General features: G+C 65.8%; 20 protein-coding genes. 4 read left to right on the top strand and 16 right to left on the bottom strand.

Annotated features, from left to right (window positions below; translation table 11 throughout):
* Window positions 1-44 precede the first annotated feature (44 nt).
* Window positions 45-461 carry a VOC family protein gene (locus AC59JP_RS09275; protein WP_497325465.1) on the top strand — a complete coding sequence of 139 codons (417 nt, stop codon included), beginning with the start codon at window positions 45-47 and terminating at the stop codon, window positions 459-461.
* Here AC59JP_RS09275 and AC59JP_RS09270 read toward each other — a convergent pair.
* From AC59JP_RS09270 to AC59JP_RS09260, 3 genes are read right to left on the bottom strand one after another with little or no spacing between them, the layout of a single operon-like run.
* Window positions 413-2,185: an FAD-dependent monooxygenase gene (locus AC59JP_RS09270; RefSeq protein WP_497325464.1), complete on the bottom strand. Its 1,773-nt coding sequence runs from the start codon at window positions 2,183-2,185 to the stop codon at window positions 413-415. The genes AC59JP_RS09275 and AC59JP_RS09270 overlap by 49 nt on opposite strands.
* Window positions 2,182-3,108: a fumarylacetoacetate hydrolase family protein gene (locus AC59JP_RS09265; protein WP_497325463.1), complete on the bottom strand. Its 927-nt coding sequence runs from the start codon at window positions 3,106-3,108 to the stop codon at window positions 2,182-2,184. Before AC59JP_RS09265 ends, AC59JP_RS09270 begins: the two co-directional genes overlap by 4 nt.
* Window positions 3,109-3,119: 11 nt before the next feature.
* Complete coding sequence (locus tag AC59JP_RS09260; protein ID WP_497325462.1) at window positions 3,120-3,725, bottom strand: VOC family protein; 606 nt, start codon at window positions 3,723-3,725, stop codon at window positions 3,120-3,122.
* Window positions 3,726-3,841: 116 nt separating this feature from the next.
* Between AC59JP_RS09260 and AC59JP_RS09255 the strand changes: the two genes are divergently transcribed.
* Entirely contained in the window at window positions 3,842-4,462 is a 621-nt protein-coding gene (locus AC59JP_RS09255; RefSeq protein WP_497325461.1) for a TetR/AcrR family transcriptional regulator, read from the top strand.
* On the opposite strand, the gene AC59JP_RS09250 is transcribed toward AC59JP_RS09255, so the two are convergent.
* The 7 genes from AC59JP_RS09250 to AC59JP_RS09220 form a co-directional block, all read right to left on the bottom strand.
* Window positions 4,434-5,786: an MFS transporter gene (locus AC59JP_RS09250; protein ID WP_497325460.1), complete on the bottom strand. Its 1,353-nt coding sequence runs from the start codon at window positions 5,784-5,786 to the stop codon at window positions 4,434-4,436. The two genes, AC59JP_RS09255 and AC59JP_RS09250, sit on opposite strands and share 29 nt — an antisense overlap.
* A gap of 117 nt (window positions 5,787-5,903) precedes the next feature.
* Window positions 5,904-6,728: an alpha/beta fold hydrolase gene (locus tag AC59JP_RS09245; protein WP_497325459.1), complete on the bottom strand. Its 825-nt coding sequence runs from the start codon at window positions 6,726-6,728 to the stop codon at window positions 5,904-5,906.
* A gap of 152 nt (window positions 6,729-6,880) precedes the next feature.
* Window positions 6,881-7,948, bottom strand: coding sequence for a lipocalin-like domain-containing protein (locus tag AC59JP_RS09240; RefSeq protein ID WP_497325458.1), 1,068 nt, complete (start codon window positions 7,946-7,948; stop codon window positions 6,881-6,883).
* Between the two features lie 29 nt (window positions 7,949-7,977).
* Window positions 7,978-9,462 carry an aldehyde dehydrogenase family protein gene (locus AC59JP_RS09235; RefSeq protein WP_497325457.1) on the bottom strand — a complete coding sequence of 495 codons (1,485 nt, stop codon included), beginning with the start codon at window positions 9,460-9,462 and terminating at the stop codon, window positions 7,978-7,980.
* Between the two features lie 48 nt (window positions 9,463-9,510).
* Complete coding sequence (gene hmgA / locus AC59JP_RS09230) at window positions 9,511-10,818, bottom strand: homogentisate 1,2-dioxygenase (protein WP_497325456.1); 1,308 nt, start codon at window positions 10,816-10,818, stop codon at window positions 9,511-9,513.
* Window positions 10,815-12,095 carry an oxygenase MpaB family protein gene (locus AC59JP_RS09225; RefSeq protein ID WP_497325455.1) on the bottom strand — a complete coding sequence of 427 codons (1,281 nt, stop codon included), beginning with the start codon at window positions 12,093-12,095 and terminating at the stop codon, window positions 10,815-10,817. Before AC59JP_RS09225 ends, hmgA begins: the two co-directional genes overlap by 4 nt.
* 30 nt (window positions 12,096-12,125) lie before the next feature.
* Window positions 12,126-13,277, bottom strand: a complete 1,152-nt coding sequence (locus AC59JP_RS09220; protein WP_497325454.1) for an alpha/beta hydrolase — start codon at window positions 13,275-13,277, stop codon at window positions 12,126-12,128.
* Window positions 13,278-13,359: 82 nt separating this feature from the next.
* Between AC59JP_RS09220 and AC59JP_RS09215 the strand changes: the two genes are divergently transcribed.
* Both AC59JP_RS09215 and AC59JP_RS09210 read left to right on the top strand, forming a co-directional pair.
* Complete coding sequence (locus tag AC59JP_RS09215) at window positions 13,360-13,983, top strand: Rv1363c family protein (protein ID WP_497325453.1); 624 nt, start codon at window positions 13,360-13,362, stop codon at window positions 13,981-13,983.
* The gene (locus AC59JP_RS09210) at window positions 13,980-14,483 is read left to right on the top strand and encodes an Rv1363c family protein (protein ID WP_497325452.1); all 504 of its coding nucleotides are present in this window, start codon (window positions 13,980-13,982) and stop codon (window positions 14,481-14,483) included. The genes AC59JP_RS09215 and AC59JP_RS09210 overlap by 4 nt, the downstream gene beginning before the upstream one ends.
* A gap of 11 nt (window positions 14,484-14,494) precedes the next feature.
* Here AC59JP_RS09210 and AC59JP_RS09205 read toward each other — a convergent pair whose 3' ends face one another.
* Genes AC59JP_RS09205 through AC59JP_RS09180 form a run of 6 tightly spaced genes read right to left on the bottom strand, consistent with a single transcriptional unit; the run spans window position 14,495 to window position 21,299 of the window.
* Window positions 14,495-15,706, bottom strand: a complete 1,212-nt coding sequence (locus tag AC59JP_RS09205; RefSeq protein WP_497325451.1) for an MCE family protein — start codon at window positions 15,704-15,706, stop codon at window positions 14,495-14,497.
* Window positions 15,703-16,851, bottom strand: a complete 1,149-nt coding sequence (locus AC59JP_RS09200; RefSeq protein WP_497325450.1) for an MCE family protein — start codon at window positions 16,849-16,851, stop codon at window positions 15,703-15,705. The genes AC59JP_RS09205 and AC59JP_RS09200 overlap by 4 nt, the downstream gene beginning before the upstream one ends.
* A complete protein-coding gene (locus AC59JP_RS09195; protein WP_497325449.1) occupies window positions 16,848-18,044 on the bottom strand; it encodes an MCE family protein in 1,197 nt (398 codons plus the stop codon). Before AC59JP_RS09195 ends, AC59JP_RS09200 begins: the two co-directional genes overlap by 4 nt.
* Window positions 18,041-19,096: an MCE family protein gene (locus tag AC59JP_RS09190; protein WP_497325448.1), complete on the bottom strand. Its 1,056-nt coding sequence runs from the start codon at window positions 19,094-19,096 to the stop codon at window positions 18,041-18,043. The genes AC59JP_RS09195 and AC59JP_RS09190 overlap by 4 nt, the downstream gene beginning before the upstream one ends.
* Window positions 19,093-20,115 (bottom strand): MCE family protein, encoded by a 1,023-nt coding sequence (locus tag AC59JP_RS09185; protein WP_497325447.1) that lies wholly within the window; start codon window positions 20,113-20,115, stop codon window positions 19,093-19,095. Before AC59JP_RS09185 ends, AC59JP_RS09190 begins: the two co-directional genes overlap by 4 nt.
* Window positions 20,112-21,299 carry an MCE family protein gene (locus AC59JP_RS09180; protein ID WP_497325446.1) on the bottom strand — a complete coding sequence of 396 codons (1,188 nt, stop codon included), beginning with the start codon at window positions 21,297-21,299 and terminating at the stop codon, window positions 20,112-20,114. Before AC59JP_RS09180 ends, AC59JP_RS09185 begins: the two co-directional genes overlap by 4 nt.
* Window positions 21,300-21,301: the final 2 nt, after the last annotated feature.

The raw sequence follows: 21,301 nt of genomic DNA, 5'->3' as shown, positions 1-21,301 counted from the left end.
CCGAGAAGCTCAGCGTCGCTGCGGATCACCGATATCCTGTTGCCGTGTTTGCGCGAATCGATCTCACGCTTGATTGTGCCGATGCGGAGCGTCTTGCGAGGTTCTGGAAGACCGCACTCGGATACGTCGACGAGCCGCCGCCCCCGCCGTTCACAACGCGAGCCGAGTGGTTGGCGTCCTTCGACGACGAAGACGACGAGCTGGGCGGTGCCTGGCTGTGCCACCCGTCCGGTCGCGCCCCACGCCTGTCGATCCTGGAGGTACCGGAACCGAAGATCGTCAAGAACCGGCTGCATTTCGATCTGCGGGTGTCGCCGGGCGAGCGGTCGGAGGATCACTGGGCGAACGTGGAGACCGAAGTGGGCCGACTCGTCGAGGCCGGGGCGATGGTGTTGCAACGCGTCGAGGGTCATCACGTCGTCATGGGTGATCCGGAGGGCAACGAATTCTGTGTCGCGTGAGCCGGGGCCTCGTAGTAGTCACCCCACCGAGTACCGACGAAGTCGAGCAGATCCTGTAAGCCGCCTCGTGCGGATTCGGTTGTCCGCCAGGCGACATGACCATCCGGGCGCACGAGAACCGCGCCGTCGCTTCCCACTTCGTAAAGATCGATCGCGGCCTCGTCTTCGATCTCGACCACCGCCACCCCCGGTTCGGGCATCGCGGTGTCGGAGACGGCGCGGGACCACTGCGACCCGGCGAAGGTGAACAGCGTCAACCGGTTCTCATCGAGCGCGTCGTGCGCGGCCACCGAGCGACCCTCGACGCCCAGAATTGCGTGTGGAAGCCGAGCACCGGGATACGTGGTGGGGAAGTAGTCGACCACGTCCTCCGGCGGGGTGGTCGCGTCGTCGTGTGCGACCAGTGGCCCTCCGTAGAGGTAGCCGAATTGCAGGCCCGTCGAGACGAAGTGCTCGACCTGATCGGGAATGGCCGCCGCGATCTCCTGTCGGAGTGCGTCCGATCCGGGTGCGTGTCGGTTCAATCGCCGCGAGCGCTTCATCTGCCGACGGGTCGCTGCGGTCGCGATCGGCGCGGCCACGGCGCCCGGTATCGACCGCAACGGCTGACGCGCCACGAGCCTCGTCGCCTTCGCGAGCATTGCGTTGGTGATGCCCACGCGGTCACCGATGTCGTCCAGCTTGAAGTGGTTGGCAACACTCTGGTCCGCGAACTTCTCGACAGCGGGCCGACGTTCGGCGTCGTAGGTGTCCAGGAGGGCCGGCGACGCGGCGCCGGACAGGACGGCGTCGAGCTTCCACGCCAGATTGTGCGCGTCCTGCACCCCGGAGTTGAGTCCGAAGCCGCCGGTGTGCGGGAAGCGGTGGGCCGCGTCTCCCAGTAGCAGCAGACGGCCGTCTCGGAAGCGGTCGGCGAGTTGCGACGTCATGACCCAGGTGCCGGTGGATTCGAGCTCGAAGTCGTTGGTGCCCAACACGGTCGGAAGCGTACGAATCCAGAATCTGCGGCTGTCGGTCGCGATGTCCTGCGCTGGGTGCAGGTATGCGGTCATCAGGATGTATCGATGGTCGGCGTGCGCGATCAGGACGCCGCACAACTCGGGGGTGTAGATCCACGTGAGGAGTGGCCGAGCGTCGTCCGGAAACAGTGTCTCGCACGTGAAGAATGCGCTGCCCATGTTCGCGAGCACCGGACCGGACATGGTGATGCCCGCCGCGTCGCGAACGGCGCTGTTGGCGCCGTCGCACGCGAGCAGAAATTCCGCACCGAGCCGATCGTTCACGGCTCGAACAGGATCCACGTCGGCTCCCCGTCGAAAGTCGATGAGCGGATCCGCTTCCAGTGCATCCCACAGCACGGGCATCAGGATGTGCTGACCGATGTGCGAGACCATGAACGGGCTCTGGCTCTCCACGACCGCTTTGCGTTCTGGGTCGGACAGCAGGTCGATCGATCCGATCGGTGGGTCGTCGAGATTGCCGTACCAGCTGATCAGGTTGACGCTCTCGTGTGGAGGCGAGAGCGCAGCGATCGAACGCGCGAGCTCGGGGTCGTAGCTGTTCCAGATCTCCAGGCTGCGAGCGTTGATCACGTGCGCTGCCGGGTGGAAGAGGGGTGATTCGCGGCGCTCGTGAACGGTGGTGCGAATTCCTCTGCGCGCCAACAGAAGTGATGCGGTTGCGCCCGCAGGTCCCGCTCCCACGACCGCGACGGGCGCCGTCATCGGACGACCGTGCGCTGCGTACCGAGATCGATGGAACCGTCCGCGGTGCGGATGCTCGCAGTGATCACGTCGTCGACGAACAGGTATCTCTTGTTCTTGGCCTGTCGACCGAAGAAGAACTTCCACTTCAGTTTCGGGGGAATCAGCTCTCCGACCTTCTGCACGATCTTCGGTGGCGCCGAGATGGCGGTGCCGATCGGAGTCCCGGTGAGCAGGACGTCGCCGGCGGTCATGGTCTGAAAACGGGCGAGCAGGGTGAGAGCCTCGGCGGGCGGGGTGATGAGGTCGTCGCCGATGGTCTGGTCCTGACGAGTGTCGCCGTTGACCGCGAGCGTCATGTGCAGATCGGGGATGCGGCGTAGCTCGTCCGAGTCCAGCAGTACCAGCCGAGGACCGAGGGGAGTGAAGGTCGGGTACGACTTGCTCTCGTACACCTGCACTTTCGTCAGTTGTACCTCGCGGGCGGAGACATCGTTGGCGACCACGACACCGGCGACGTATTCGTGAAGGTTGGCACTCGTGACGGTGGTCCCGATCTCGATATCTGCGCCGACGACGATGCCCAACTCGATCTCGTAGTCGAGCAGGCCGACGTGCGGGGGCTGTCGGATGGGGTCGACAGGCCCGGAGATCGACGCCGAGGATTTCCGAAAGAACGTCGGTTGCAGAGTGTTCGGATCCGCGCCGGTGTCGATCGCATGGGATCGGTAGTTCAGCAGCTGCGCCACGACTCGGCACGGCGCGGTGATCGGGGAGACGAGGTCGAGCTCACCGACACCGATTCGCTCCCCGTCCGCGGCAGTGATCGCCGCGCGGTCGGCGAGCAACTGCTTCGTGGTCGACGCTGCTGTGCCGATGCGCACCGCGACGTCTCCGTCTTGCCGCCACCAGGCGTCCTTCGTTCGAATCACGCTCACAGACATCGGTTTTCCCCCTACAAGGTCTTGGGTGTGATGGTGTGCTTGTTCGCGACCACCGGATGTCCCGGCCTCGTTCCCGCGTCACGTCGCCGCAGCTCCTCGTGAGTGGCGCCGTTACGCAACCGAGCCAGCAGATAACCCGGATCGATGTTCACCCCGATCGGGTTGCGTGCGAACTCGTCGGTGAAAAAGAAGGCCGACGTGTGTGCGGGATCGAAGTTCTCGACCTGGAATTCGAGCCTGATGCCGTCGGGGTCCTCGTAGTAGAGAGAGATGGTGGGACCGTGATTGATGGACCAGACGGGCTCGATCCCGAGCCGGCGTAAGCGAACGTAGTTCTCCAGCAACCGTTCCAGGGACACGAACGTCAGGGCTATGTGGTCGATCCCGTACGCCTTCCGCTTCAGCTTGGCGAACGGGAAGACGAACCGCACGGGCTTCGGCACCGCGATGAGTGCGAGGCGGTGCGATTCGTCGTCCCAGGTGAGGAACGTGATGCCCTCGTCCTGGTAGGCGATCGTCGCTCCGAACACGGTCGAGTACCACCGGACCATCTCGTCGGTGCGGGCTGTCTTGACCACCCAGTGCGCGATGTAGTCGGGCGCCGTGGACGACGTCATCGGGAACCTCCTGTCAGCAAAGGGGCTGCTGCTGACACGGTAACCATTTTTGACTGTGAGTCAAGAAATTGATTTGCAGTCAACCCGGATCGGCCGGTCCTCTACTGTCGAGGGCGATGACCACCGACAAGACCGCCGGCGCCTCGTCGACACGGCGCGGAACCGCCCCGCGTCGCGACCGCAGGCAGGCGTTGATCGACGCGGCAATCGAACTGATCGCGGAGGGCGCGGACGCCGACATCAGCGCGGCCGCCATCTCACGTCGTGCGGGCGTCGCGCACGGGCTGTTGTTCTACTACTTCACCGACAAGAAGGGCCTGGTGGGCGTCGCGCTGGCCGAGATCCTGGGCCGTCTTGCCGAGCACCAAGGTCCGCGATCGGACGAGCGGGACCCCAGAGCCCGACTCGAAGGCTTCGTACGCCGCCACGTCGAGTTTCTGGAGCACTACCGCGTCGCCTACAGCCGATTCGCGCGCGAAGGTGTTCTGGCCGATCCCGACGTCGCGGACGCGATCGGCGAGGCCCGCGCGAGCGGTGCGCGCCAAGTGGCGCGGCTGGCCGGGGTCGAGGAACCGCTCGACACCGTCATGAGCGCCGCCGTACGCGGGTGGGTGGGATTCCTCGACCGCACGGCCGACGAGTACTTCGACGACCCCGACTTCGGGATGGATCAGCTCGTGACGCTGGCCGTCGACACCCTGCTCGCCGTCATCGAGTCAGCTCGGCGTCTGAGCTGACTGTCGTTGTCGGACGAGCCGGTGCGGACGCGGCGCGCGGCACCGTCATGGTGACCAGCGCACCGATCACGGCCACGCCGGCGAACAGGTAGAACGCCGTTGCAGACGACACTCCGGCGCCGAGCAGGAATCCGCCCACCAGGGGTCCGCCGATGCCGCCGAGTCGACCGAAGCCGGCGCACCACGCCACCCCGGCCGCCCTCGACCGCGTGGGGTAGTAGGTCGAGACGAAGCCGTAGATGAGGACCTGCGTGCCGATCGCTCCGATGCCCGCGCCTGCCACTGCCACCAGCAGGATGCCGAGAGGTGCGCCGGACGTCAGGACCAACAAGGCGACCGCGGCCAGGCAGAACGTCGCGGCGACGACGCGTTGCGGGCCGGTGCGATCGGCGACGCGCGAGGCGATCAGACCACCGACGATGGCGCCGCCGTTGAGGACCAGGAGAAAGGACAGGGACCCCTTGGCGTTGTAACCGGCCTCGGACATGATCTGTGGCAACCAGGTGTTCAGCCCGTAGGTCAACAGCAGCCCGCAGAAGCTCATCGAGCCGAGCAGAAGCGTCGGGCGCAGCAGTGGGCGACGCGCCAGCGCGGCGAAACCGATGGGGTCTCCCGGCGTCGACTCCTCGGCCTCCGGCATCGGAATTCCGGTGGCGGCGCAGACCTCGCGAGCCTGATCGATCCGTCCGCGAGCAACCAGCCAGCGCGGCGATTCGGGCATCCGCACCAGGGCGAGCGGCAACAGGATCACCAGCGGCAGCGCACCCAGCCAGAACAGGCCGCGCCAGCCCACGCTGTCCTCGAGCGTGATGGCGGCCAGCGAGGCGAGTACGCCGCCGGCCGGAATGCCGCTGTAGACAATGGCGTTGAACACGTTCCGCCGATCGGCCGGCGCGAACTCCGCGATCATGGCTCCGACGGTGGCGACCAGTGCCCCGACTCCGATGCCGGTGAAGAAGCGCAACGCCCCGAACGTCCCGATGTTCGGGGCGACGGCGGTCGCGCCCATGCCGACCGAGAACCACACGATGGCGGTCAGCATCGTCCGGCGCCGTCCGATGCGATCTCCCACCACACCCGCCAACAGGGCTCCGACCAGAACACCGATCAGGGCGTAGGAACCGAGAGCGCCGGCCGTGCCCGGGTCGAGGGGGCCGAGGGCGGTCGGATCGGCGAGCAGCGTCGGGAGGACCGCGCCGTAGACGACCAGGTCGTATCCGTCGAACACGATGGCGACCGTCGCGAGGGCGACGATCCACGTCACGCTTCGCCGGTGGCGGTCACTCGCCCATCCGGCGGGTTCGATACGGGTGGAAGTGGTCATGGTGGTCCTTCGATGTGGGAGCGAGTGCTGCGGTGATCACAAACACTGGCGTCACATGACGTGGATCACACCAGGCATTCGCCTACTTCCCACCCGGGGCTTTCGTCTGTTTCGCCGCTATCGGTCCAGTGGCGGGAGGCGGTCGAGCCAATCCAGGAGCAGCCCGGTCAGAAGTGCCGGGGAATCGAGTTGGATGAGGTGGCCGGCATCGGGAACCGTGTGCAGTTCCGCGCCGGGGATCCTCGCGGCCAGACTGTGCGCACGGTCGACGGGGATCCAGGTGTCGTCTTCGCCCCAGACGATGAGCACCGGCAGCGCGAGATGCTCGATGAGGTCGTCGAACTCGCGCGTGTACCGCTCGTCGGCCTGCGCGATCTGGCGGTAGAAGCCGGCGTGGCCGGTGTCACCGAGCCACGGTTCCACCAGAGCGTCGAGTGCGTCGACCGGGAGTTCGCGATGCGCAGCGCCGGAGATGTACTCACGAACCAGGGCTCGATGAAGGTTCGCGGGCAGCTGTGCGAAAACGTCGGCGTTGCGTGCGACAAGCCGAAAGAACGGCGATCCCCACGGCGTCAGAGCAACCACGTCGACCAGTGCCAACGCCCGAAACGCGATGCCGTGCAGGAGGTGCGCGCGCAAGCTGACCGCGCCGCCGTAGTCGTGGGCCACGACGATCGGCCGCTCCAGCCCCCAGTAGGCAATCATGTCGACCAGGGCCTCGCCCTGGGCAGCGAGCGACACGTCCTGGTCCTGCGCCATCGTGGACCGCCCGTAACCGGGCATGTCCCAGAGATACACCGTGTGCCGCCCAGCCAATGCGGTGGCGATGGGCCGCCACAGCCGTGACGACCACGGAGTGCCGTGGCACATCACCAGCGGCGGGCCCGAGCCCAATACCTCCCACGCGATCGTCTGACCGTCACGCCATCGGTATTCCTGCACGGCACTCCTCGTCGTATCGGCGGACGCTCGCGCGAAATCGTAGTTGGATTCGAGCGTGTCGACGACCCCTTGCGCCGTTCCGCGAACGCGTTCGCGCGCCCGACGGCACCGTCGTGAACGTGGTCAGTCACCGAGACCGGTGACAGGGCGATTCAGTTCAACGCCACCAGCTCGTGCAGTGTTGTGCCGGTGCGGGTCTCGGTCTTTCCCTCGAGGGTGACGGTCAGTTCGAAGGTGGAGTCGAAACGGAAGTAACCGGGATGACCCACCAGCTTGTGCACCAGAGGTTTGGCGAATCTGGTTCGGGCCACGGGCACGTCGTCGAGCAGATCGTGCGCGTGGACCACGCTCCGCACGGTCAGCAGCAGATCGACCGTGCCCTCGACGGTCAACCGAATCCACTCGGGGTGGCTGCGCCCGGCGATGTGGTTGTACACCGCAGGGCCCTCGGTCAATTCGGCCTCACCGGTCGACAGCACGATCTCGCCGCCGCGCGCCAACATGAGAGGCCGACTCTGGTGGCGCCCCAGACGTTTCTGCGTGATCACCGTGGCATAGAGCAGCGAGTAGTCGTCGTCGTACAGCCGTCCCCAGTGCCAGCGGTCGATGACGCGCTTCATGTCCCCGGCGCCCCAGTTGTGGTCCGCGTACCCGCGGCCGGTCACCGAGGTCGTGACGCCGCCGATGGTGATCGTGCCGGTGATGCGGGCCCGCGGAGCCGCGACGACCCATCCGAAGACGTCGGTGTCACCGAAGAGCGTCTCGCCGTCGCCGGGCATCCAACTCGGCAGCTCGTTGTGGAACGCCAGATCGAAGACCACGTCCTCCTCGGCGAGGTGGAGGTGATGGATGGGCAGGCTGTCCGGCGGGAACTCGGCGTGGGCGTGGTTGGGTCCCACGCGGACGTCGCACGCGGCGATCGACGCGGACGCCTCCTTCTTCGGATACTTCTTGATGATCTGCCTGCGGCTGCCGTCGGGGGAGTAGATCAGGATCTCGACGCTCGGCTTGGCAACGAACGCAGGCTCTTCGGGCTTGCGCATGTTGATGAACCCGATGATCGTGTTGCCGTCGTCGAGGTGCGCGTCGAAGTACCAGTGTTCGAAACCCTGCTTGCTGCCGGGAACGGGGTGTGCTCCGTTGTGTCGCGGAAGCACGTTCGTCAGCACGGCGTCCGAGCGGCCGGGACCGTTCCAGGTCTCGACTATTTCGGGGATCATGGGTGTGTCTCGTTTCGTCGTGGTGTCGGTCACAGAGCTGCGAAACCGATGTGAACTGTTTTCTCCTCGGTATCGGCTTCGATGCCCGCACGTCCGAGTTCGCGTCCTATGCCGCTTCCGCCGCGACCACCCCACGGGAGGGCGGGATCCGGGACGCCCCAGCCGTTGACCCACACCGTTCCGACGCGCAGCTTCTCGACCACGGCGTGGACGCGAGAGATGTCCTGCGAGTACACCATTGCGTTGAGGCCGTACTTGGTGTCGTTCGCCAAGGCGATCGCTTGCTCGGTGCTCGAGAAACTCATGACGGTGGCGACGGGTCCGAAGATCTCGTCCCGGGCGATCTGCAGGTCGTTGTGCCCCATGAAGACCGTCGGCTCGACGAAGTACCCGGGTCGGTCGATTCGATTCCCTCCGGTCATCAGGCGAGCGCCCTCGGTCTTTCCGATCTCGAGGTAGCGGACGATCCGGTCGAGCTGCTTCTGGTTCACGATGGTTCCCATCGTGGACGTCTCGTCGAACGGGTCACCCACGACGGCGGCTTCGGCCGCGGCGACCAGTCCGTCGACCACCTTGTCGACGATCGACTCGTGCACGATGACACGCGTGCCTGCGGCACACACCTGACCCTGGTGATAGAAGTTGCCCATGGCCACCCACGGCATCGCTGCGTCGAGATCGGCGTCGTCGAAGATCAACTGCGGGGATTTGCCGCCCAGTTCCAGGACCACTTTACGGAACGAGTTGCCGGCCAGGCTCTGAATGCGTTGTCCGACAGCGGGACTGCCGGTGAACGAGATCTTGTCGATACCCGGGTGCGTGGCGAGCGCTTCCCCCGCCACCGGCCCCAATCCGGTCACCACGTTGAGCACACCGTCGGGCAGGCCGGCTTCGGTGAGGAGTTCGGCGAGACGCAGCGTCGACAGGGACGCGTCCTCGGCCGGTTTGATGACGACGGTGCACCCGGCAGCGAGGGCCGGAGCGATCTTCCAGGCGGCGATCACCACGGGGTTGTTCCACGGTGTGATGGCACCGATCACGCCGAGCGGTTGGCGCAGGGTGTAGCCGAAGCGCCGCTGGGGGCCGAAGTCGGGGAGTGCAGCCGATGTGCCGGTGATCTTGTCCGCCCATCCGGCGAAATGCCGGAACACGTCTGCGGTGCAGGGAATGTCGCCCCCGACCGAGTCCTTGAACAGCTTGCCCATCTCGACGGCCTCGAGCGCCGACAGGGTTTCGGCGTCCTTGTCGATGAGATCGGCAGCGCGGTGGAGGATCCTGCCTCGCTCGGACGCGCGCATCGACGCCCACGGCCCGGATTCGAACGCCTCGCGCGCGGTGCGCACCGCGGCGTCCACGTCTTCCGGTCCGGCGGCGGCGATCTCGGCCACGACGTCCCCGTTGGCGGGATTGGTCGAGGTGTAGGTGGCCCCATTTTGTGCGGGCACACGGCGTCCCCCGATCCGCAGCAGCGGATCGGGGAGGGTGAATTCGGGGTGACGCGTAGCTGTGGTCATCGTGGCTCCGTGCTTTCGGGGTTCGTGATTGGCAGGGGTGCGTGATTCTCAGGGGCGGAAGTGACGTTCCAGACCCGCCCAGGACGAGTCGTAGTCGGGCTGACGGTGCTCGGCTGCGTGGGCGAAATCCGTTGTGACGAGGGGCCACCGAGTCTCGAACATGAAGGCGAGCGACCCCTCGAACTTCTGCGGAGTCAATTCCTCTGTCGTCGCCTTGTCGAAGGTTTCGATGTCGGGCCCGTGCGCACCCCACATGTTGTGCAGGCTCGCGCCGCCGGGCACGAATCCTTCCGCCTTCGAATCGTGTACGCCGCTGACCAATCCCATGAACTCGGTCATGCTGTTGCGGTGGAAATGCGGCGGTCTGAACGTGTGTTCCGCGACGGTCCAGCGCGTCGGGAAGATCACGAAGTCGACGTTCGCCTGTCCCGGTTGTTCGGACAGCGACGTGAGCACAGTGAAGACGGAGGGGTCCGGATGGTCCCACCCCGTGGTTCCCATCGTGTTGAAGCACGCGGTGTCGTACTTGTAGACCGAATGGGTTCCGTGCCAGGCGACGACGTCGAGCGGTGAGTGGTCGTAGTCGGCGGCCCACAGCAATCCGCCGAACTTCTGCACCACCTGAACGGTGTCGTCTCGGTCTTCGTATGCCGCAACCGGATACAGGAAGTCTCGGGCGTGCGCGAGACCGTTGGCCCCGATGGGACCCAGCTCGGGGAGGGTGAAGTACGCGCCGTAGTTCTCGCAGACGTAGCCGCGGGCGGTGGCGTCGTGCAACGCGACGCGGAAACGAATCGCCCGTCCGACGACGGCAATCTCGCCCGGTGCCACGTCGAGGATGCCGAATTCGGTGTGCAGCCGGATGCGGCCGTCCTGCGGAACGATCAACAGTTCACCGTCTGCGTCCGCGAAATACCGATCGGTCATCGACGCGGATGCGTTGTAGAGGTGGATCGCAATTCCGCTGCGTTGCTGCACGTCTCCGTTCGCGGCGATCGTGTAGAGGCTGTCGACGAAGTCGGTGTACGCCTGCGGTGCGGGCAGCGGATCCCATCGCAGGCGGTTGACGTCGAGCGTCCCGCCGTCGATCGGTGCGGACCGAAGGGTCGGTAATTCGATGCGGTCGAACCGAGAGTGCTGTGCGCTCGGCCGAATTCGGTACACCCAGCTGCGTCTGTTGTTCTCGCGCGGTTCGGTGAAGGCCGTGCCGGACATCTGCTCGGCGTAGAGGCCCATCGGTGCTCGCTGCGGGGAGTTCTGACCCCACGGCAACGCCCCCGGTATCGCTTCGGAGTGGTGTTCGTTGCCGAACCCGCGCAGGTAGGACAGCTGGTCGGTCGTGTTCGAGGTAGTCATCGTCTCAGTGCTCCATGGGCGTTGAATTCGGCTTCACGGCCGTCCATCTGGGCTCGGTACCAACTTTCGCGGTGCCGGACCGCAACCTTCTCGACCACACCGGCGACGCCGGGAACGAATCGGCGGGCGAGTTCCATGACCGTGATCAGGGGGAACCTGGCCACCAGGACGAGAATCCACGGGAACGCCGGCGGCATGTCGTAATCCGCCCGCGTCTTGGGGTTCATGAAGATGGAGGTGTACGCACCGTAGATGCCGTAGTTGTAGCGCGCCCGCAGCTTCTTCCACCCGGTCTGACCCTCGCGCGGAGCGAAGCTGGCAGGAAAGGACTCGATGAGTTCTTTGCCGTGGACGCCGGCGTCGTAACTGCGGCTCATCGACACCATGGCGGTCAGCCGGAGGGAATCGGCGATGGTGCGCGGGAAGTGGGTGACGTCGACGCCGAGCAGGTGTCCCATGAACTTCTGGAAGTGCAGCAGCGCGCGGATCTCGTCGCCGGTGGTCTGATATCCATTGAGCCGCAGCGCAAGTGCGGGAACGGTGCTGCCGCCGAGGAGGGTCAGCATCTGGTACCCCTGGCTGATGGGGTATCCCCATTTCTCGGTGTCCCACTCGGGGTGGCCGTCGACGCGTCGTCGCACGGCAACGTGCATGACCCGAACGCGCATGGCGGTGGCCCGTCCGGCGGAGCCGATCTCGAGCAGCGCTCCCGGTGCCGAGACGTCCATCCAGAACTTGGCGGTTTCGAGGAACCGACGGAGCGCGTTGTCTCCTGCGTATCCGCCGGCCAGTGACAGCGGAGTCGCCACGGCAGCTTCGGTGTACATCTCGAGGGTGATGCCGCCGGCGACGGTGAAAAGCATGGTGCCCCATCGTCGCCAGACCGCGGCGCCCTGCTCGACGAGTTCGGGGCGGACCCAGGACGGAAGGGTCTCGAACTCGTCGAACAGGACCCGCATGGACTCGGGTACGGAATCGAGCGAGGACAACCCGTGGTTCAGCGCGGTGTCCAGCATCGCGCGCCCCGCCTTGGGGTCTGCTGCGAAGACCTCGTCGACGAAGTTCTCGGCGACCGTGTCACCGTGAAAGAGGCTGTTGCAGAACGCGCGTGCCTCGTCGTCGGGCGGAAACAGCGACGTACCGAAGAGGGCATGCATGACCTTCTCGGCGCGCTGCACCCCGGGCGAGGTGCGGTTCCGCCAGTAGGTGAAGGCGGTGGGGCACCGGTCACCGCCGACGTTGTCGGCGGTCGTGGTACCGATAATGTTGGTGGACAATCGAATTCTCCTTGTCGGTCCCGAGGCGCGTCAGGCGCCGTTCAGGACACCTGTCTCGCGCAACCAATCGCGCACTCGGCCCGTGACCGTACCGACGCCGTCCGGCTGGTCGACGAGATAGTGATTCAGTTTCGGCAGTTCGACGTGGGTGGCGTTCGCGGACGGCAGAGCCTGGTACATCTGCACCGATTCGCTCGCGAACGCCGCCTGATCACCCATCAACGCCATGACGAGCGACGGTGCACTCACGCCGGGAAGGTTCTTCAGGGCGTCCGCATTGGTGTTCTCGAAACTCCATGTACTGAGCCAACTTCGGACGGTGACGAAGCGGGCGAGGCCTCCTGCGGCGGTGTTCGCCGCGTGCGGGTCGCCGTACATGCTTCCCGGTTCGCGATCGCTCGGGTCGATCGAGACGTCGACGAACCTCGGGTCCGCCACCGTGCGGTGGACGACGAACGCGCGGTCCGAGGCGCCGCTGACCGACATGCGGTCGAGCTCGGCGAGGGCCCATGCGTCGATTCGGCGCACTCGCGCGAGTTGCGCGGCGCGGTACTTGTCGACCCAGACGTCCCCGAGCGGAAGGCTCCGGTCGGCTGCGTACAGATCCAGGTCCGGATCGGTCGAGCTCGGATCGTCCTCGCGCAGAACCGAACCGTCGATCCAGTGGCGCAACACCCGCGCGCGACCGGGGTGCGCGCCCACGAGCATCAGCGCGTCGGCCGGAATCAGTTCGGCCGCAGCCATGTTCGCGGGATCACCCGCAGGAGTCCGAGTGACCGTGGGGTTCTCGGCTTGTGCCTGATAGAACGCGGCGAGGGACCCGCCTCCGCTGAATCCGAGGAGGGCGACCTTCTCGAATCCCAGTTCCTCCTTCATCCACCGCACACCGGCGCCGAGGTCGGTGGCCGCGCGTTCCATGATCAGCGCGGGCTCGTTGCAGGAGTACCGGGTGTTGAGACCCATCGCGGGAATTCCCGCCTCGGCGAAACCGCGAAGCAGGAAGTGCGAGAGAAAGTTCGATGCGGGGTGGGCCATCACGATGCCCAGCTCGGCGCTGTAGCCGTCTTCGGCGACGAGGTTGCCGTGCAGGGTGGGGTAATGCCGGGACAGACCGGAGTGCATCTCGATGCGGCCGTCTGCGGCAGGTTCGTACGGTATGCGCTGAAAATGGTCGCTGATCACGTGGCCGACCGCCTCCGATCGATCTGGGGTCCACCGAACCTGGTTGCGACCCGCGTCACAGGAACGTACCATACTCGATGGTATGGACAAATCGAATTCTGCGATCGAAAGTGACGACGAGATGGACGACGAGAGCGAGAGCGACGGCGCGAAAGTCACTGTCGACGTGATGGATCGAGACGAGACGGCGCCCGAGGCGGTGCACGAGGAGAGCGGTCGCCCCCGATGGCGGACACGGCTGGTGGTCGGGGCCGTCCTTGCCGTAACGGCCGGACTCGTCGTCACCAGTGTCGGACTGTGGAACGAGCACACCGCGATGCGCGAGAACGATGCGCTCGGTCAGCGCTACCTGCAGTCTGCTCGGCAAGGTGTACTCGATCTGACGTCGATCTCCGCGGACACCGTCGATGCGGACACCGCCCGCATTCTCGCCGAGTCCACCGGTGGCTTCCGGGACGACTTCGACACGCGCGCTGCAGACTTCGTGACGGTCGTGAAGCAGGCGAACGTGAAAGCGGTCGGGTCGATCACCGAGGCGGGCCTCGAGTCGATGGACGGCGGAACCGCGAAAGTTCTGGTCGCTGCCACGTCCAAGGTCACCAATTCGTCCGGTGCGCAGGAGGAACCGCGCGTGTGGAGGCTGCGAGTGACATTGACCGACGACGCCGGTGCACTTCGGATGTCCGACGTGGAGTTCGTCCCGTGACCGCGACGCGGCGGCGGTCGGCCCGGCTGATTGTGGGGTCGGTGGCGGCAGGTGTTCTGCTGCTCGGTGGAGCGGGCGCCACGGCGATGACGACGATCACGCATCGCCACGACGCCGACCTGGCGCAGGCCCGATCGGAGGTCGCATCCTCGGCAGCCGACGGCGCCGTCGCGATCCTCTCCTACCGCCCGGACACGGTCGACGCCGACGTCGCGCGTGCCACCACGTTGCTCACCGGCGACTTCCTCGACTACTACTCGTCGTTCGGACGGGACGTCGTCGCGCCCGCGGCAAAGGACCGAGGTATCACCTCCACGGTATCCGTGTCCGGAACGTCGGTCGTGTCCGCGTCGGCGGACGACGCGGTGGCCCTGGTGTTCGTGAATCAGAACGTCACATCCAAGGATGCGCCGACACCGACCACCGGATCCACCAGTCTCCGCATCGAACTCACGCGTGTCGGCGACGCGTGGTTGGTCTCGAAGCTCGACCCGGTCTGAGACCGGAGCGGTCAGCGCGGGGGGACCAGCAGGTCGGACACGTCGCCCGGGGCACCCTCCCCATTGGGGTTGCGGCACAACTGAACCGTCGCGGCGCGGCGCCCGGGAAACTCGATGCACGGGAGATTGCGGGCGCCGCGAATCGCGGACGGATCGTCCGACGGAACCTTGCAGTACAGATCGGGTGGAGTCGGAATCGTGTCCGTCTCCGTGGGCGACCGCCGCTCCGACGCCGGGAGAAAACCGGTCGTGCACGGCGGGGGATCGTTCAATTGCGCAGCGAAGAAGGTGTTCTGAGCCGGATCGTCGGCGTTGACCAAGCCGGACGATTGCGTCGCCGCGATCAAGGGCGGATACAGCACCAGGACCTGCTCGAGCGCCGGGTTGTAGACTGCCGCAATCTGTTCGACACTCGTGAGGTTCGACAGCAGCAGCGGCAGAGTCGGGCGCACGTCGCTCAGGAGCCCGGTGAGCTGATCGGCCGCGGGCCCGCCCTTGTCGAGAACATTCCGCAAATTCTGATCGCTCGCCGCCAATTGACCGGTGACACCTGCCAGCGATCTGGCCCACTCCACGATGGCATCGCCGCTGCTGACCTGAGTGTCCAACAGCGGGCCGAGTTGGTCGATCAATGTCTTCGTCGGATCTTGAGCGTCACGCGCGGCCGCGGTGAACTCGTTCAACGATCGGAGGAGGCCGGCGAATTCCGGTCCGAGACCGTCCACCGCCGTGAAGGATTCGTCGAGGACGCTCTGCAGTTTGTCGGATCCGATGGACGTCAGCGCGGTCTGCACCTGATCCAGTGTCGGCGCGATCGGCTCGGGCACCGTCGTGCGATCGCGGGGGATCACGTCTCCGTCGGCGAGGTACGGAGCCTCGTCCGATGCCGGGACCAGATCGATGTACTGCTCGCCGACCGCAGACATGCTGTGCACGTGGGCCGTGAGATCGGTCGAGATCCTCGCGCTGGAGAGCAGCGTCGCCACGGCGTCGGCGCCGGACGCGACCTTCCTCAACTCCGTGACACGGCCGACCTCGTCGCCCCGGTAGGTGACGTTCGCGTTGGAGTACAGACCCGCGCCGTCGGCCAGTTGCACCGTCACCGTGTAGCGCCCGACACCGAATTTTTCGGGCAGTCGTGCATAGTTCACGGCCGTGAACGAGATGGCGACGACGCCGATCACCGCCACGACCGTCAATTTCCGCCGAAGTGACGTCATCATGGCGTGCCTCCCGGCAGTGGCGTAGTGCCTGCAGGCAGTGGCGGAAGCAGGAGGTCGGGAATGGCCGGCACGGTCGGTGCCGGGCTCGGGGCGACCGCGCCCACCGCGCCTTCCAAACCGGCGAGGGTTCCCTCGAGTGGGGTGCCGAGGAAGAGGGCGTTGTCCAACGTGCTGAGGCGAAGGTCCAGTGTCACTTCGCCGTTCGCGTAGTCGCCGCGCACCGCGTTGGCATAGGTGTCGATCGGGAACGGGTAGGTCAGGAGGTAGCGCAGCGACTCGGTGAGCGACGGACCCGCATCGGCGAGGGAGGCGAGCACTGGTCGAAGGTTGCGCAGGTTCGCAACCAGGTCGACACGGGTGTCGTTCACGACGGCGGTTGCCGCATCGCCGAGTCGGCCCAGCGAGGTCAGGGCGCCGGTCAGATTCTCGCGGCTGTCCGCCAGCACGCCGAGTGCCGGGGTGACGCGTGTGACAGCGCCGCTGAGCACCTCGTTCTGGGCGGCGACCTCACCGGCGAATCGATCGAGTCCGTCGATGGCCCGCACGATGTCGTCCTTCTGGGCGTCGAGCCCGGCCAAGAGGGTGTTCAGTCGATCGAGCAGGGTGCGTACGGATTCCGAGCGGCCGGCGAGCGCGGCGTTCAATTCGGTCGTGATCTCCTGGATCTGGGACAGTCCGCCACCGCTGAGTACCAGTGACACCGACGCGAGTGTCTGTTCGGTCGTCGGATACCGACCGGCACGCGAGAGTGGAATCAACGCTCCGTCGCTCAGCACACCGGTCGCGGCTTCTGTTGTGGGCGCCGCCAATTCGATGTGCGTGGACCCGAGCAGGCTGGTCTGACCGACTTCTGCCGTTGCGTTCGCGGGCAGTATCACGTCCGGGTTCACCGACACCGTCACGACCGCATGACCGTCGTCGAGTCCGATGTCGGCGACCCGACCGACCGTGACGTCGTTCACCAGGACGCGTGAATTGCGTTCGATGGTCGAGACGTCCGGCATCTCGATCGTCACGGAGTAGGCACCCGGGCCGTTGCCCTCCGTTCCGGGCAGCGGCAACGAGTTGAGCCCGCGCCACGAGCATCCGGCCAGCGCGAGCACGACCAGAAGAATTACGGGCGGGACCAGCCGACGCGTGTTCACCGCACACCTCCGGGGACGAGCAGGGAGTTCAGATCCTGAGGTCTCGGCGCCAATTGCGGTTCGCTGTAGACCAACTGGTCCGGCAGTGCGCCGACACCGCGTATCGGGTTGGCGCTCAACGGAAGGTAGTCGAACGACAGGGTCTTCAGCAGGGGGCCGAGGTATTGCACACACAATTCGGCACCTTCGCGGGCGCCGAGTTGCTCGGCCGCAGCAAGGGCCGAGCAGATGAAGTCCATCGGATTCGCGAAGTTGTTCGGAGCCAGCGCCGACACGATCGCGTTGTGAGCCGGTTGGTAGATGTTGTTCAGATTCGACAGTGCGGTGGGCAGTACGTGCAGGACCTGCTCGAGTCCGGTTCTCTGCGAGGCGAGTTCGCCCACCACTTCCTGTAGTGCCTGCACGTTGGTGGTCACTGCATCGCGATTGTCACGGACGAAGCTCTCGACCTCACCGACCGCGGTGTCGAGGGTCGCCAGCGCAGATCCGATCTGGTCGGTGTTCGCGTCCAGAACCTGACCGACCGAGGCAAGCCGGTCGTTGAACTGGACGATCTGCTGGCCGCTCTGCGCCAACGCGGAGACGAAGATCTGCAGATTGCGCACGATCGCAAACAGGTCGGTTCGGCCGTCCGACAACGTCTTCAGAGCCTCGGACAGCTGGTCCAGCGTGGTGTGCAGGTTCTCACCTCGGCCCGACAGATTCGCATCCGCGGCGTTCACGAGATCGCCCAGCGGACCGGCCGTGTCGTTCTCGGCGGGGCTGAGCGCGCCGGCGACCCGCGCCAGTTGCTCCTTCACCTTGTCCCACTCGACGGGAACTGCCGTGCGTTCGAGCGGGATGTGCGCACCGGTGCTCATTCGATCGCCTCCGGTGTACGCCGGGGCGAGCTGCACGAATCGGGACGCGACGAGGCTCTGGGAGACGATCACCGCATTCGCCTGCGCGGGAATCGAATACGACGAGTCGACCGAGAATCGGACCACGGTGTGATCGCCACGCGGTTCGATGGACTCGATCGTGCCGACGTCCACACCCATGATTCGCACGTCGTCCCCGACGTAGAGGCCGGTCGTGGACGTGAAATCGGCTTCGACGGAGATCGTGGTGAAGCGTGGAACCAGAACGTACGACGCGACGGCCATCAGGACTACGGCGGCTACGACGATCGTGACCTTCCACCTGCCCGTCATCGGGGCGCCCCGTTCACGATCGAGGCCGGGTTCTCGGTGTAGTTCTGGCCGGGGGGCGGGGGGAGTCCGAGTGCGGCACGAATGAAGGGGTCGATGATCTGTCCCGGAATCAGGTTCTGAATGTAGGAATTGAAGAACGGACCGCTCGACACGGCTTCTCCCAGTTCGGTCACGTAGGGGGCCAGCTTCTCGATGGCGGAGCCGATGTTGGCCTTGTTCGCGGTCAGGACGTCGAGCACGGATTGCAGAGACGCGAGCGTCGGAGCGAGTTGCGCTCGGTTGTCCGCCACGAGACCGGTCAGCTCGGTGGCGAGGGCGGTGACGTTGTCGAACAGTCGGTCGATGACCGCTCGCCGGATGTTCAGCTCGTTCAGGACGGTGTTCGCGTCGACGATCAGAGTGTTCACCTGATCGCTCCGACTGGAGAGAACTCCGGTGACCTGTTGCGCGGTCGCGAGAAGCCTGCGCAGTGAATCGTCGCGTGAGGCAATGGTCGTCGACAACCGGGACACGCCGTCGAGCGCCGCCTTCAGATCGTCGGGAGTCTGCTGCAGCGTGGACGTGAGGACCCGCATCGAGTCGGCGAGCTGATCGGTGTCGATGCGTTCGGTCGTGTCGGCGAGGTCGCCGAGCACGTCGGTCAGCTGATACGGCGAACTCGTGTGATCGACTCCGATCGTGTCCTTCGGACCGATGCGGCCGGTTCCCGCCGGAGTGACCCGAAGGTGCTTGGTGCCCAGCACCGTTGCGGTCACGATGTCGACGCGGGTGTCCGATCCGAGCGCGATCTTGCCGTCGACGGAAAAGGAGACGGCGACGGCGTCGCCCTCGATCTCGATGTTCGTCACCTCACCGCTCGCGATTCCCGCTACTTCGACGGTACCGCCCGTCTTCAACCCCCCGGTGTCGACGAACAATGCACGGTAGGTCGATCCCGAGAACAGATACGGCAGTGCGGAGACGTTGAGCGCCGACAGCACGAGCGCCGCGATCAGGAAGGTTCCCAGCAGTCCGAGGCGAAAGGTGTTGCGCAGCTTCAGGCGTTCGGTCATTTCGGCGCGCACCGTCCCGTGTCCTGACCGAAGATCGGCGTGGTGAAACCGTTGCCGTCCGGAGTGTCGATCTTGATCTTCAGTCCGCACAGGTAGTAGTTGAAGAAGTTGCCGTACGAGCCCAGCCTGCTGAGCGCCGCGTACGTGTCCGGGAGCCGGGTGAGGATACTTCCGACAGTCTCCTTGCCTGCGTCGAGTTGTGCTGCGGTACGGCCCAGTTCGGCAACCGTGTCCTGCAGTGGCGGACGCGCCTCGGTCAGCAGGTCCGCGACGGTGGCAGCCGAGGTGTCGATGCTCGCGAGAGCCTGTCCCCACGCCTGGCTCTGCTGAGCCAGACCCGTCGCCAGATCCTGCGCCCGGTCCACTGCGGTCCCGAAGAGCTCACGTTGCTCGGAGAGTGTGCCGAGCACCGTGTTCAGGTTGGTGATCACCTGGCCGATCACCGCGTCGCGATCGGCCAGTGCACCGGTGAGAGAAGCGGTCTGCGCGAGAACGGATGCGACGGTGCCACCTTCTCCCTGGAGCGTGGCGATCAGTTCCGCGGACAGGTTGTTCACCTGCACCGGATCGAGCGCGGTGAACAACGGTTTGAAGCCGCCGAGCAGCTGATCGAGATCGATTGCAGGAGAGGTGTTCTCGATGGCGATCGTGCCGTCCTCCCCGAGCGGCTCGGCATCTCCGGCCTGCTCGGCGAGCTCGAGGTATCGGTCGCCGACGAGGTTCTGATACCGCACCGTCGCGGTCGTACTCGTCGTGACCGCATATCCGGAATCGACGTCGAACGCGACCAATGCTTGGTTGTCGCCGGTCACCGTGACGGAGCTGACCTTGCCGACCTCCACTCCGGCCACGCGCACGAACTCTCCGCTCTTCAGACCCGAAACGGACGTGAACAGCGCTCGGAACGCGGTGGTATCGTCGAAACGGATCTGGCCGAACACCACGACGAGGCCGGCGAGCACCAGCACCATCACGGTGGTGAACAGCGACAGCCGGACGACGACCCCGGTCCGCTTCATCGCGCGGCTCCCGGTGCCGCGAGCCCGCCCGGCAGGAAATCGAGAATGGAGCTGGGGGACAGGACGGGGCCGGTGTTCCCGGCGCGGAACGGATTCGAGCCCGTGTCGGCCACGACGTACGGTGCCGGTACGTCCTCGGCGCCCAGAACCGGCAGGTCGCCGCACCGCGGTCCGCCCGACGCTGCGACCTCGGGCAGATCCTTCTCGTACGTGTAGGGCGGAACGCCGAACAGAATCGTGCTGTTGAGCAACATGGTCCGTCCGTTGCCACCCGACACCTTCTCGGCGTATCCGCGCGCGACGTCGGCGCCCTGCAGGAAGCATGTGATCATCGGGGAGTACTCGTTCGTCAGAATCGCGGTGGGCCGCAGGGTGTGGATCACGTCGGACAGTGCTGCGGAATTGTCCGACAGCACAGCGTTTCCGGTGTCGCCGAGACCGATGGCGCTCAGTAGGAACCCGTCGAGGGTGTCCTTCTTCTGCACGATCGTGTCGGCGGTGGTCGAGAGGTTACCGAGCGTCGCGAGCAGATCCGGTGCCGCCTCGGCGTAGACGTTCGCGGTGTCCGCGGTGGACGTGATGTCTTTCCGGAGCGCCGGGATGCTCGGTTCCAGCGTTGCGAGAAGCGAATTCGTGTCGTCGATAGTCCTACCGAGTTCGGCACCTCGACCGCGGAAGGCGGTGGCGAGTGCCGTCAGGGTGGAGTTGAACTTCTGGGGATCGACCGCAGCGAGGACCGTGGTCAACGACTCGAACACCGAATTCACTTCGACGGTCACGGAACCCGCATCGATTCTGGCTCCCGTGGCGATGGGTCGGGTGCCCGGATCGGCAGGATCGACCAGGGTGACGTACTTCGCTCCGAAGATCGTGGTGGCCGCGATGTCGGCATCGACGTTCGCGGGGATCGTGTCGGCTTCGGAGGCGGCGAGTCGAATGTCGACCTCGGCTCCGTCCGCTGTTTGCCGTACCGCCGTGACCTTTCCGACCTCGACTCCGTGCATCTTCACCAGCGCCCCGGGTTGCATGACCAAGCCGGCGCGGCCGGACTCGATCGTGACGTCGACGGGGGGATCCACGGCGTCGGCCACCACTCCCGAATAGGAGAGGTACGACGCGCCGACCGCAGCAGCGACGATTCCCACGAGGCCCAACGCCGCGAGTTTCGGTGCCCAACGCGTCACGA

The sequence above is a fragment of the Rhodococcus sp. 320_ES genome (genome assembly GCF_059691855.1).
Note: the sequence above shows the minus strand (reverse complement) of the source record. Positions and strands in the feature narration are given on the sequence as shown.

Bases quoted from the DNA above. Each gene is read 5' to 3' on its own strand.
- AC59JP_RS09270 (WP_497325464.1), bottom strand. From the start codon at position 2,185: ATGACGGCGCCCGTCGCGGTCGTGGGAGCGGGACCTGCGGGCGCAACC.
- AC59JP_RS09265 (WP_497325463.1), bottom strand. From the start codon at position 3,108: ATGTCTGTGAGCGTGATTCGAACGAAGGACGCCTGGTGGCGGCAAGAC.
- AC59JP_RS09260 (WP_497325462.1), bottom strand. From the start codon at position 3,725: ATGACGTCGTCCACGGCGCCCGACTACATCGCGCACTGGGTGGTCAAG.
- AC59JP_RS09255 (WP_497325461.1), top strand. From the start codon at position 3,842: ATGACCACCGACAAGACCGCCGGCGCCTCGTCGACACGGCGCGGAACC.
- AC59JP_RS09250 (WP_497325460.1), bottom strand. From the start codon at position 5,786: ATGACCACTTCCACCCGTATCGAACCCGCCGGATGGGCGAGTGACCGC.
- AC59JP_RS09240 (WP_497325458.1), bottom strand. From the start codon at position 7,948: ATGATCCCCGAAATAGTCGAGACCTGGAACGGTCCCGGCCGCTCGGAC.
- AC59JP_RS09235 (WP_497325457.1), bottom strand. From the start codon at position 9,462: ATGACCACAGCTACGCGTCACCCCGAATTCACCCTCCCCGATCCGCTG.
- hmgA (WP_497325456.1), bottom strand. From the start codon at position 10,818: ATGACTACCTCGAACACGACCGACCAGCTGTCCTACCTGCGCGGGTTC.
- AC59JP_RS09215 (WP_497325453.1), top strand. From the start codon at position 13,360: ATGGACAAATCGAATTCTGCGATCGAAAGTGACGACGAGATGGACGAC.
- AC59JP_RS09205 (WP_497325451.1), bottom strand. From the start codon at position 15,706: ATGATGACGTCACTTCGGCGGAAATTGACGGTCGTGGCGGTGATCGGC.
- AC59JP_RS09195 (WP_497325449.1), bottom strand. From the start codon at position 18,044: ATGACGGGCAGGTGGAAGGTCACGATCGTCGTAGCCGCCGTAGTCCTG.
- AC59JP_RS09190 (WP_497325448.1), bottom strand. From the start codon at position 19,096: ATGACCGAACGCCTGAAGCTGCGCAACACCTTTCGCCTCGGACTGCTG.
- AC59JP_RS09185 (WP_497325447.1), bottom strand. From the start codon at position 20,115: ATGAAGCGGACCGGGGTCGTCGTCCGGCTGTCGCTGTTCACCACCGTG.